This is a genomic window from Undibacterium sp. SXout20W (assembly GCF_049340285.1).
Classification (GTDB): Bacteria; Pseudomonadota; Gammaproteobacteria; order Burkholderiales; family Burkholderiaceae_D; genus Undibacterium.
The window spans coordinates 86553-99383 of sequence record NZ_JBMPPH010000004.1 but is presented as its reverse complement, the minus strand read 5'-3'; the positions used below and the strand labels follow the sequence as shown (position 1 = coordinate 99383).

Sequence of the window (12831 nt, the reverse complement as noted above, 5' to 3'; positions counted from 1 at the left end):
GAAAAATCAATCAGCTAATCAGTTAATCAGCTAAATCACATCAATAATGATGACTGTCTTGAGCAGCGAACATCTGGTTTTCTATTGTTTTGAATGGCGTTTTTCGATAAAAGCCTGCACACCCTTTTGCGCACTGTCTTCCATCATATTGCATGCCATGGTTTGTCCCGCTAATTGATAAGCGGCGTCGACACCCATTTCTAGCTGTTTGTAAAATAGTTGCTTACCCATGGCGATGGCAGCAACTGGCTTGCTGACGATGCTGGCCGTTAAGTCGGCAATACAAGTATCGAGCATGGCAAAAGGAACAACACGATTGACCAATCCACGTTGCAGTGCCGTTGACGCATCGATAAAGTCGCCCGTCAGCAGCATTTCCATTGCTTGCTTGCGAGAGATGTTGCGCGACAAAGCGACCGCTGGTGTCGAACAAAATAAACCAACATTAATCCCAGATACCGCGAATTTTGCGTTTTCTTCCGCGACAGCCAGATCGCACATCGCAACCAACTGGCAACCCGCTGCAGTGGCAATCCCATGGACGCGGGCGATGACTGGCTGCGGCAATTGTTGAATAGCGAGCATCAGTTTGGTGCATTGCTGAAACAAATGTTGATAATATTGTTGCGAAGGATTTGCTTGCATTTGCCTGAGGTCGTGGCCGGCGCAAAATGCTTTACCTGCGGCTGCCAACACGACCACACGCACCTCTGGGGTTTGTGCAATTTCCTTCAACGTGACGAGCAATGCCGTCAGCATGTCTTCCGACAAGGCATTAAAACGATCACCGTTATTCAAGGTTAGGGTGCACACGCCCGCCTCAACATGGCGCAACACGAGTGCGGAAAGTGATGAGGCTGGCAGGCTCATGACTGATCGTCATCCTCAATTTCTGGTTCCATACCCGTTTGTACGCTCTTACCTTGACCTAACAAGATAGGCGGCACATACGTGGCCAACAAATGTTCACGGCTCGCAGGTGTTTCCAGACTAATGCGTCCCAAAGCACCACTACGATAATCAAGCAACAAGGTATGTGAGGCTTTTTCAAAATCCCAATCACCGCCTTTGAGCTTGTAACCACGCTTCATCGCGACGCCTTCAATCACGGCAACCGCATCCATGCCATCAAGATTAAAACCATAACGTGTCACCAAAGACTTTGGATAGTGCAGCAGCAATTGCTCAGCCAAAAACGTTGCGATCTCTTCTTCAATCAATGCATTCACACCAATCGCATGGCTGGCAGCCAACATCAAACCATCGGTAGGATGTTCAATCTTCGGCCACAACATACCTGGCGTATCGGTCAAAATCATATTTTTGCCAAGATACAAACGCTGCTGCGTTTTGGTCACGGCTGGTTCATCACCCACATTGGCAACACGTTTTTTCAGCAAGGCATTCATCAAAGTCGATTTACCGACGTTAGGAATACCCATTATCATCATGCGCAGTGGCTTGGTCGGCACCGCGCGATGGGGCGCCAATTTTTGTGCAAAACCAGGTACTTTGGCAACGTCTGCTGGCTTTTTGCAACTCATCGCGACCGCAAAAACATCTTTTTGGGCGTTATAAAAATCCAACCATTGTTTCGTTGCATTAGGGTCAGCCAAATCAGCTTTATTTAAAATTTTGAGGCAAGGACGCTGGCGAAATACCCGCAGTTGCTCCACCATGGGATTACAACTTGCTTGCGGGATGCGGGCATCCAACACTTCAATCACCAAATCGGTGTTTTCCATGGTTTCCGCCGCTTTCTTGCGGGCGGCGTTCATGTGGCCGGGGAACCATTGTATGGACATGCTTATTCTTCTTTTTTGCTAAATCAAAGCGATATTGTACGGAAGTCTGCTGCGCTTGACCCAAAAGTTTCTGCCTGCCTCCGAATATTTAGGTCATTTAAGAGGAAATAAGGGGGTATGTGTGATCTTATTCAAATTATCGAGGTAAATAAACGCACTCCAAAAATACCTGGGGGAGTATTTATTGAATACGACGTCCATCAAAATACGAAAAAACAAAGCGGCCAATGAAAAAAGCGGTACTGATGACTTCAGTACCGCTTTTTTTTATTTAGCTTGTTTGCAACAGTAACAAGCAATCAATGCGCAGTAATCGTTACTGGGATGGAGGCCGAAGCCGTTCTTCCGAGATTATCCGTAACAGTCACTTTTAAGGTGTAAGTACCAGTGACAGGATTCGCCCAAGATGCAACTAACGTCAAAGTACTGCCGCTACCTGGCGCCAGACTCATGCCCAGAGGAACACCAGAAATAGACACCGACAAACCAGTCGCGCCAGCATCAGCAATACTAATGGTGCCCGACATCGCCTTACCAGCAACGCCGGTCATTGCTGGCGCTGTGATAACTGGACCGACGGGTGTTGCTGCGCTAATGACGACTGCATAGACGCCTTGTCCGCTCAAACCGGTTTTTGTATCTTTTACCGTCACGGTCACATTGTAGGTTCCAGCAACTGGTGTTGCCCAGTTGACGACACCAGTGCTACTGATGCTCATACCAGAAGGCGCACCACTCAAGGTGTAAGTCAACGGGTTGGTGTCATTCACGCTGACTGTGAATGACAACGCGCTGCCAACTTTGCCGGAAATACTGCCGCCACTCACCACTGGCGCCGGTTGTGCTGCGATCGTTACGACATACACGCCCTTGCCGCTCAGACCATTTTTGCTATCAGTTGCCGTCACGGTCACGGAATACGTACCCAATACAGGCGTCGCCCAACTTACCACACCTGTTGCGCTGATCGTCATGCCAGACGGTGCACCGCTCAGACTCAAAGTGTAAGGATTGCTATCAGTAACACTGACGTTGAACGACAATGCTGTACCTACTTTACCGCTCACAGCGCTACCTGTCACGACTGGCGCAACAGGCGGTGTAATGGTTACGGTGTACACGCCTTTACCAGACAAATTTGCTTTGGCATCGGTTGCCGTTACCGTTACTGAATAGGTTCCAGCCACCGGTGTCGCCCAACTAACAACGCCACTGGCATTGATCGTCATGCCACTTGGCGCGCCACTCAAGCTGTACGTCAAAGGATTTGGGGAAGTTGCCGATACCGTGAAAGACAGTGGCGTACCAACCGCACCGGTCACATTAGCACCGGTCACTACTGGTGCGCTTGCTGCGCCAGAACCCGCCAAGGCAGTCAACAAGTTAGTCACGTTTGGCGTGCCTAAACCAGTCAGAAAATCGTAGCCGGTTTTCGCGGTACAAGTGCCGCAACTACCATCACTACCTTGCTTGACATCGCCAAAGCTACTGGAGTACGTCGCCGCAACCGTCGAAATTTGTTGGTACAAGACGCTATGTGGTGCACCAAGAACTGCTTTGGCGGACTGTGCACGAATCGCATTGGCAATGGCAATAATACCTGCCCACTGTGGTGTCGATAAACTTGTTCCACCAGCACTCATCCAACCAACCGCCGTACTACCCTGACTAATAACAGCCAAATATTGACCCGTCGATGGGTCTGCATTAAAAGAAACGTCGGCGACAGTCCGTTTCGCTGGCGTTCCCATGCCAGGCACGGCGCTTGTTTGATAAGCTGGTGTTGCCGTGTACGCACTCACACCACCGCCGGTGCCAGTCCAGGCAGTTTCAGAACGCGTGCCGCCGGTGTATGTCAGGGACGTACCACCGACCGCAAGTACACGAGAAGAGACTGATGGCCAGCTGACCGCAGCGCCATTGTCGCCCGTCGCTGCTAAATAGGTCATCTGGGTATTAGAAAACGCGGAATCGACAGAGGCAGTCCAGCTTCCCTCAGATCCGCCAAAACTCATGGAAACAACACCAGGGCCCATGTTATTTGCCAAATTGATCGCACCGATCAGACCTGTATTGGTCGCATCGGCAGACTCAATCAACACAATCCGCGCTAATGGTGCTGTCGCGTGTGCCCATTGGACGTCTAATGCAATTTCAGTCGCCCAGCCAGAGTCATACGCTGGCGCCGTCGATGTCATGCCGCCAGACGGCGTGCTGTAGACGATAGACAAATCACAAGACGCTGCAGAAGGAGCCGGTAAAGGCAACGATGCGTTTGTTGCGATTGTTTTCACTGTACACGCAGGCAGACCAAATTTTTGATTAAAAGCCGTCAATTCGGCACTGACATTTGGATCACTTTGCGCATCAACGATATAAATTGTTTGACCAGCACCGAGCTGTGCCGCCTGGGCTGCAGTCAAACCAGTGAAACTAGCAGGCAATGTTGGTAATCCGTATGCCGCACGAATCTGCGCTGGCGTATAGGTTACCGCAACTGACGACGTGTTTTTTGGTGTTACGCCAGCTGCTGTCGAGTTTGCCGCCAGAGCAGGACCGCCTGCACGTGCGGCGCGCAACGCCTGCAAGGTCAGGCCGCGCGTTTTCACGCCTTGGAACTCGGTTGGGATTGCCTGTTGATTCGGCGACATGCGGGCTGAATTACCAGGATTGATCACGTCAATATTTGAAGGCTCAGACAGGATCACCGGCGCCAGATGAAAACTTGGGTGCACTGGTACTGGTGCGTCCACCGATGTTGCTGGTGTGTCTGGATTCAAGCCAAACGTCAAGACTGCGCTGGAAATCTGCGCTGGGGTATCGGCACTAGCGGTTGGGGACGAAGAGCTTCCGCCGCAAGCACTCAGCAAACTTAACACGCCAGCAGAAGCTAACGCATAGGCTAATGGGGAAGAAAAAGAAGAAAAAACGGATGAAATCAAGCGTTTTTGTCTGTTACTCATGGTGTCAGCTCTCCAAGGCGGAAAAAGGCTGCGCACGCACAGTGTCAGAATACATGTCAACACTGGCAACCCCGCTACCTTAGCGTTTATAACTACGCCGTAGGTCGGAAGCTTTGCGTCCCCGGCTTTCGTCGGGTTTGCCTAAAATAAATATTTACGAAAAGTAATACAAACAAAGTATATAAAAAATCCAAAAGAAAGATGGAAATATTTTGTAACAACTCCGATTTAAATTAGCGTTTTAATAAAATATTGTCGTTAAAAATCAACTATTTAGCAAAATTTTTCAATTTGCTATTTGAAATTGTAATCTCTATAAAAAAATTCAATGTGAATTAATCAACAACCATACGATGCGTTCAAATTAATTGCACAGCCACTTAAACATATAGCCATCGACAATCGTGTCTTTGATTCATTTTTTGCATTCAGTTAGATGCTTTTATTTATGTGGGTAATTAAATTAGTCCATCAACTTGCTTCGTAAAAAAGCGATTTCACGGCAACGTCTGCGCGCTATTTAAGTTCAGTGTTGGCTATTTGATTCAACTTGACAACAACATTCAATTCAGTTAGCTTGAAAGCGCTTTCATATCCTTGAATAATTTGCTAAATTAACGACTTAAATGAGCTTCAGGCTGGTTTTAAAAGCTGCCGTTCGTTTTGTCAGGATGAAATCAGCAAGAACATAAAACAAATTACGGAGACCCCATATGCTTTTCACACAATTCAGCATTGCTAAATTCAGAGTACGCCCTCTTATCCTTGCCTGTAGTGCATGCTGCTTAATCAGTGCCTGCGGTGGCGATGGGACAACCGGATTACCTGGCGGCAGCAGTAACGGAGGAAGCGGAGGTAGCGGTGGCGGGAGCGGTGGCAGCTCTGGTATCGGCATCAGCGCGGGCAGCTACAGTATGGCACAGCGCAGCCTCCCGACGTATTACAAAAATGCAAAGGCAATCAATTACAGCGCCTACCGCGCTGGTGGGCCAAATCAAGGAGAATTGCCGAGTGTGGCGAATATCACGCAGGATCTGCAGTTATTGCAATCTGCAGGTTATACCTTATTGAGATTGTTTGGCGCCGATCAGGTCTCCACGCGCGTCCTCAGCACCGCACAGGCGAACTTTCCGAATTTAAAATTTCAGATTGGCATTTATCTGGTTGGCGCCTCGACTGATTGCGTCAATGCGGTGAATACTGCTCAAATGCAAACTGGCATTCAGCAAGCAAACACCTATTCCAATGTCGCAACTGTCAGCGTTGGCAATGAAACCTCATTCGCCAATAATCTGCCAGCAAGCTGCCTGGCAACCTACGTCAACCTCGTCAAAACCAATGTTGCCCAACCAGTGACGGCTGACGATGACTATACGTTTTATGCAGGTCTAACAGCCAGTGGCGAAAAGCCTGATCTAATTTTGCCGCTGATCGATTTTGCGTCGATTCACACCTATCCTATGAGTAATTATGGTGGCTGGAACTGGCAACAAACTGCCATCGCAGCAGGTCAAGGACGGGCGGTTGCAATGATGAATGCCGCCATTGCCAATGCACGGGCAAATTACGCATCAGCAGCCAATTACTCATTCACCAATAGCGCGAATGTTAAGACCACGACGGGTGCCGCCATGCCGATTGTAATCGGTGAAACCGGATGGAAGGCCGTGCAGACAAATCAAGGCAGCCAGATTGAAACTGTCGCCGCCAAACCTATCAACCAGAAATATTATTTTGACCTGTTAAACACCTGGCAAAATGCAGGCACCGGGCCACAAACGATTTTTTACTTCGAAAGCTTCGACGAAGCATGGAAAGGCAACGACGACGGTTGGGGTCTCTGGGATCAAAACCGTACCCCGCGCTATATTCTCTGCGGTACGGCGGTCGCTGGTGCGCCTGCTTGCGCCACACCTGACCCTTATGCGGGTGCTGGTTACTTTCAATAATTAAATGACTCAAGCAGTCAGTGACTCAGTGCGGCCGGTGTTTTAGGCGCACTGAGGTTAATATCAAGTAAAAATTTTTCAACCGCCGGATGCCATGCAAGCACATTGCGGTTGAAAATAAAATGACCATTATTTTTATCTGCCGGTAGCTGGATAAACTCCCCGACACCACCGGCATGTATAAATGCATCGAACCATTGCCGCGGATAGGTCGAGCCCCATAGCCGATCATTCAGACTGTACATCCAGCGTGTAGGAATCTGGTTTTGTTTATTTTGTTTATTTTGCTGATTTTGCTTACCCAGTGCAGCAAAACTCGCCTCCAGCCGTTCTGGCTGGCAAGGCTGGTCAGGATGACTACTATCGCCACCATCACCGCCAGCCATATTAATGACACCATCAACACCGGGATCCGCCGTACCCGTTGTCATTGCTAACACCACCATGCCACCGAACGATTCGCCAATCAGTAAGGTATGCTTCGAATCAGCATAAGACTGTCGTCGCACATAGTCCAAAACTTGTCGATATTCGCTTTGTGCCGCCTGTAGAGCAGGCAAATATTGCTTATCATTGCATTCACCACTGTAATCCACATCTGGACCGCCAGTCGCACCATAGCCCATACGAGTAGGAACAATCACCACAAAACCTTGCTGCACCAACCAGAGTGCATTGCCGGGATATTTGACTTGGCCCATCCGAAGTCGATCGGCTGCACTCGCTGGCCGCCCATGGGCAATCAAGGCGATCGCTGCATGTCGTTGCGCTGTATCTCGCACCACGGTCACCACGATATCCTGTTTTATCGTCAACTGATGCTGATTCGGGTTCGGGTTCGGGTTCTGATGCTGATGCTGATGCTGATACTGACGATGATCAGGAACTTCAACCTGCACCGGTATTTTCAGGCTTATTTCTATAATTTCGGCGTTCGCAGTATGCGTCCCAAAACAATAGATGCTCAAGATAGCTGTGGCTACCCTGGCGTTAAGGCGATTATTGGCTGTGCCCAGCACCACATTCTCCTGTTTTTTATTGTTCATTTCGACATACCGTTATTTTGATCTTTTTAGGTGGCAAATGAATAAATTACCATTATGCAAAGCCATTGCTACTTATTCTCAAATCATTTTATCGCTGACCTTACAGTAAGCCCTGAAGGAGGTTGAAATTCACAAGAAATGCAACAGTTGCGCTTGCACTTTAAAGAAAATCGACATTATAATGAAAGCGCTTTCAAAAGCTTGCATAAAGCAGCTATCAAATAAATATGACGGAGACAATCATGCCAGACAACAGTTCAGCGGGTCAGTTCGCCCAAAAATGCATTTCCCTTGCCGTTTTATCTTTATCCCTCGCTGGTCTGGTTGCCTGCAATGGTGGCGGGGTTACTCCCAATGCCGCATCCGGCGGCAGCGGCGGCGGTAGCAGTGGCGGCGGTGGAACGACAGTAACAGCGTCACCAAACATTTTATTTTCGTCTGGCTATATCGGCTATTCGGCGCAAACCAATGGCGCTTATTTGCATAGTGCCCAATCAGGCGACGTCTACACAGGTTTTGGCGGTAATTTAATTTATGGCCAATATAGCTCGTCTCAGGGCGATATTAACCGGACAGGACTCTACGTATTGCAAGCGCAGGCAACAGCCGCTGCAACCGCTGCTGGTGATTATGTGTATGTCGCCATGCTGGCACCTGGCAATAGCACCGTCGATATTAGCCAGGCAGCGACGTTGTTGATTCAAATGGGTAACTCTGTAGCACCGAGCACGACCGGTGGTAATGCCAATGTGTTTACCGTCGATATTAACAATGCTGCCGGTACCACCGCGGCAACAGGCGACTGCTCTTACGATCAAAAACTCACCGTGGTCGGCAACAATGTCGCGTTAACCGCCATGGGCGCACGTACGTATGCCATTCCACTCAGCGCCTTTACATGTAGCGTAGGTTCGTTGGCGACATTGCAGTCGGCTGGCGTGACGACAGTGGCCGTCAAGATTGTCGGTAGCAAAAATCCAGGCATTCTCAAGGGTGAATTTGATACCGTCGTCGTTGGAAATATTGGCTTTACTGGCACCATGAAAGCTGCCGATATCACCACCTTAAATACCTTATAAGAGTGGTTTGTCGATGAGGCCATTGCCCATTGTAAGAAGCAATGGCTCAACGCAATCCGCACATAAAAAAAGCATTGAGCAAATACATGCTCTATGGAGACGAGATGAAAAAATTGGCGCATGTGGCGGTCGTCACACTGTCACTCACAGCGGGGTTTGCCTCAGCTCAGCAAATTACCGATTTTGGTGATGATGATAAACTCGGCACGTTTAGCCTGGGCAACCTCGCTAAACTTTCCATATCCGGATTCGGTGTCGGTGAATACGGTATCTCAACAAACCGATCCGAGGGTTTGTTGAATTGTGCGTTTACGCCAGATCCTCGCGGCGTGTACGGCAAAGGCATTACAGGTGGCCCCTTTTGCCAGCCTGGACCAGCGCAAACTGCCAGCGGACCACCATTGAATTTAGTGTCCGTCAGCGCAGGTTTGTCGCATGAGTTTGATTCTGCATGGAAAGTCGATGGCAAGATCAGTACCCGCAGCCGCAATGGCCAAGCCGATATTTACGGTAATACCATTGTCGAAAAAAATATTGCAGCGAGCCATCCGATTTTCGGTGAGGTGCGCTTCGGTACACAACTGTCACGCTCATGGTCACGTTCCGACAGCTTTACGTATCCACTGGGGATGTCCAGCGCGTGGAGTGAAACCGGCGCTGGGTATGGTTTATTCAAAGAAGCATTACGTTACACCGCCTCCCCGATCGAACTATTTGGCAGCAAATTGGTGCTCGAAGGCACCTTTGGGACTAACGATATTAACTTTGCTAAAAATGCGGCGTTAGTGCTATACAACGAGCGTCCACCACGCCCGAAGGTCGGGGAAATTTTTGTTCAGTTTGCCAATAGCGTTGATCTTATCGAGCTGATCTGGCAAAACAGCCGTGGTGGCTTGCAATCGTCGTTTTCCAAAGGCGCATTGGTCGGTGATGTCGGCAATGCAGACAATCTGGCCAACTACAGCGCACCGCATCAAAACGTGGTGATACTGCAAGGTGACCATTACTTTAATCCGTCCTTAAAACTAACATTGGGTGCCAAACGCAGTGACTGGTCTGGCTCGATGCGTCAATGCGATTTCGTGACGGGTATTGGCTGTTATTTCTCCTCGCAAGGATTCAATAACGACGTCAACAATGTCCCACGACGGGCAATTGAATATGATTTTATGGGCGGTTTGTCGTACTTTAAAGGGCCATGGACTTATACCGGCGGTTTTGTCCGTTACAACAAGGCGTACACCACGACGCCAACTGAATGGGGACAAAGCAATACGGCAACGTATCTGCATTTCGGCGTCTACCGCCAGTTGCCAGAGATTTCTCAGCACTTGCAGGTCTATGGTGGCTTGGGTTATGTACGTTTTGGTGGACTCAATCCGGCGCCTACGTCGTTACCAAATGAACTCGCCGTGTTTGGTGTCGATCCGCGCAATCAAAGCTCGTCCGTGAGTGGCACTGTCGGTGTTTTGTTTAAGTTTTGATCGAGTTCTGATCAAGTTTTGATTCAGTGTTGATTCAGTCCTACTATCATCCCGGGTCAGCCTGCGCAATTGCCATCGGCTGTCCGGGAAACCTTGCATCATCAAGCGGATCTGTTCACTCTAAGCTGGGCACATCACTATGCGTCGCAGTGTCCGCTGTCATCCCGTCAATTGAAGGAGTCCGGATGAAATTTCAACCACTTGTCGCCGCCGCACTAATCCACTGTCTGGGAGCGACAGGAACCGTCGTCGCCCTGACAGAAAAGTCCTTTGCCGACGATGCGCACGCGATTAATGTTGGATCAGGAATGGTCGCAACGCAGGCCAAAGGGAGCGCATTTGCTACGACATCTGCACAGTCACCTGCAGCGCCCTTTCGCACCGCTGCAATGCTCAAACAGGCGCTTCCCAGCAATCAATGGTATTCCTCGGTCATGTTCAAACAATGGTCAGAACCCATTCACGCTCACCCAGCGACCTATCGCGCCGGACCCGAGGGTTTTGAAATTGATTACCCAACACAATCCGTGGTCGATGCCGGTGGACGTGGGATAGACATCGCCTACCAACATCATCCTGCATTGACACTGACACCCACAGAATTTAAACCAGCTGACGCCAAACTCGATGGCATCGGTGATTTTTCTGCCCGCATTTCGATGGCAGATACGCAGGGGCATGCGCTCTTGTCGACGATCGTCCATGGTAGTCCGATGAGCTATTACCAGTTAGACGCTGGTGATATACGAGTTCATTTAGCCGCTGGCGCAACACCGTGTGCGGCGAATGATCAGGCTTGGTTGTGTGTACGCATAGGACAACGTGCGTACGCGGTGTTTGCACCCAGCGACGCGACTTGGGTCGATAAGAGCAGCGCGAATCCTGTCATCCATTTCGGTTCCTCAGGTCGTTTTTTCTCGGTTGCCGTTTTGCCAGATGACGATCAACATACAGTCAATGAATTCGCCCGTCACGCATTCGCATTTGTCACTGACACGCACGTCGCCTGGCAGTACGACGCTGAACACAGCAAAGTCACCACGCGGTTTTCGGTCGACAGTAAGCCTATGCAAAACCAACAGCAAATTGCGTTGATGGGGCTTTATCTGCACCAGTCACGTGCACTCAGTGAACCACTCAAACAGCCATTTCACTATCAATCAATCCGTGGCGATATTCAGGTTGCCGCTCAAAATCAATTTGAAACAAGCTATCGCTATCACGGCATTTTGCCCTTCTGGAGTGGCTTAAAAGAAACTGCCGACCGTGATCAACTTCATAGCATTATGTCCGGCGATGCCGCCCGCGCCCACAATCTGTACTCAAACCAATTAGGCACAGGAACCTATTGGTACGGTAAAGCCCTCTCTGCGACCGCGCAACTGATGTGTGTCGCTGAGCAAGAAGGTGATATGGCGATGCGTGATGCTTTGCTGACATCGCTCAAACAGCACTTAGAAACCTGGTTTAAAGGCGATGCAGCCAATGGCTACTTTGTCCAAGATGCCAAGGTCGGTGCCCTATTTGGCTACCCGGAAGAATACGGTAGCATCCAGCATTTAAATGACCACCACTTCCACTACGGCTACTGGATCAATGCAGCAGCCCAGGTAGCACTGCGCGACCCTGTGTGGGCCGAGCAAAACCATTGGGGCGGCATGGTAAATCTGATTGCCGCCGATATCGCTACGGCACAACGCGGACGCGCTGATTTTCCGTTTATACGTAATTTCGATGCCTATGAGGGCCACTCCTGGGCGTCAGGAGATGCTGATTTTATTGATGGCAATAATCAAGAATCATCCTCAGAAGCAGTCAATGCCTGGGCTGGCCTGATCTTGTGGGGAGAAGCCACACACAACATCGCACTGCGGGATTTAGGTATTTGGTTGTACACCACAGAAACGGAATCCATCTCCGACTACTGGTTTGATCAACGTCACACGGTGTTTGCCAAAGAGTTTGGCAAGGTCGTAGCCGCACAAGTCTTTGGCGGACGCTACTCGTACAACACCTGGTGGACCGAGGAACCGCGCCAGATTCAAGGCATTAATCTGATGCCGATCACGCCCGCCGCCTTGTATCTGGGTCGCGATCCCGCTTATGTTATCCAGTTTATGAGCAGGTTGGGACCAGAAAAGCGCGCCTATACCAAACGTGGCATGGACGACGGCACGCCTGGCGATATATGGCAAGATGTTCTGATGTCGTATTACGCACTCGCTGAACCGCAAGGCGCGCTTGAGCACTGGAAACCAAAAGGCAGCGTCGAACTTGGCGAAACCCGCAGCCACACTTTGTTCTGGTTATTGAGTTTAAAAGAAATGGGAAAGCCGGACTTTACCGTCAGCGCCGATACGGCGCTTTACAGCGTCTTTAATAGTGCCGTTGGGAAACGTACGTATCTGGCTTATAACGCCTCTGACAAGCAAATCGAGGTGCACTTCAGTGATGGCATCACGATGCTGGTTCCTGCGCATGAATTGAAAAGATTAAATTAAAAAA

8 protein-coding genes and 1 riboswitch are annotated in these 12831 nt (G+C 49.6%); of the genes, 4 read left to right on the top strand and 4 right to left on the bottom strand.

Going from position 1 to position 12831, the window contains the following annotated elements:
• Window positions 1–81: 81 nt before the first annotated feature.
• The 3 genes from ACO0K1_RS03935 to ACO0K1_RS03925 form a co-directional block, all read right to left on the bottom strand.
• Window positions 82–870: an enoyl-CoA hydratase gene (locus ACO0K1_RS03935; RefSeq protein WP_423022907.1), complete on the bottom strand. Its 789-nt coding sequence runs from the start codon at window positions 868–870 to the stop codon at window positions 82–84.
• Window positions 867–1805: a ribosome biogenesis GTPase YlqF gene (gene ylqF, locus ACO0K1_RS03930; protein ID WP_423022905.1), complete on the bottom strand. Its 939-nt coding sequence runs from the start codon at window positions 1803–1805 to the stop codon at window positions 867–869. The genes ACO0K1_RS03935 and ylqF overlap by 4 nt, the downstream gene beginning before the upstream one ends.
• Window positions 1806–2104: 299 nt before the next feature.
• Window positions 2105–4768: a putative Ig domain-containing protein gene (locus ACO0K1_RS03925; protein ID WP_423022903.1), complete on the bottom strand. Its 2664-nt coding sequence runs from the start codon at window positions 4766–4768 to the stop codon at window positions 2105–2107.
• A gap of 61 nt (window positions 4769–4829) precedes the next feature.
• Window positions 4830–4920: riboswitch (cyclic di-GMP riboswitch) on the bottom strand.
• A 561-nt stretch (window positions 4921–5481) separates the two neighbouring features.
• Between ACO0K1_RS03925 and ACO0K1_RS03920 the strand changes: the two genes are divergently transcribed.
• Window positions 5482–6717, top strand: coding sequence for a hypothetical protein (locus ACO0K1_RS03920; RefSeq protein ID WP_423022901.1), 1236 nt, complete (start codon window positions 5482–5484; stop codon window positions 6715–6717).
• 17 nt (window positions 6718–6734) lie between these two features.
• Here the strand turns inward: ACO0K1_RS03920 and ACO0K1_RS03915 are convergent, their stop codons facing one another.
• Window positions 6735–7763 (bottom strand): alpha/beta hydrolase family protein, encoded by a 1029-nt coding sequence (locus ACO0K1_RS03915; protein ID WP_423022900.1) that lies wholly within the window; start codon window positions 7761–7763, stop codon window positions 6735–6737.
• A 242-nt stretch (window positions 7764–8005) separates the two neighbouring features.
• On the opposite strand from ACO0K1_RS03915, the gene ACO0K1_RS03910 reads away from it, so the two are divergent.
• The 3 genes from ACO0K1_RS03910 to ACO0K1_RS03900 all read left to right on the top strand — a co-directional run bounded on the left by ACO0K1_RS03910 (window position 8006) and on the right by ACO0K1_RS03900 (window position 12827).
• Window positions 8006–8842: a hypothetical protein gene (locus ACO0K1_RS03910; protein WP_423022898.1), complete on the top strand. Its 837-nt coding sequence runs from the start codon at window positions 8006–8008 to the stop codon at window positions 8840–8842.
• A gap of 104 nt (window positions 8843–8946) precedes the next feature.
• Window positions 8947–10326 (top strand): hypothetical protein, encoded by a 1380-nt coding sequence (locus tag ACO0K1_RS03905; protein WP_423022896.1) that lies wholly within the window; start codon window positions 8947–8949, stop codon window positions 10324–10326.
• A 185-nt stretch (window positions 10327–10511) separates the two neighbouring features.
• Window positions 10512–12827, top strand: coding sequence for a glycosyl hydrolase (locus ACO0K1_RS03900; RefSeq protein WP_423022894.1), 2316 nt, complete (start codon window positions 10512–10514; stop codon window positions 12825–12827).
• Window positions 12828–12831 lie beyond the last annotated feature (4 nt).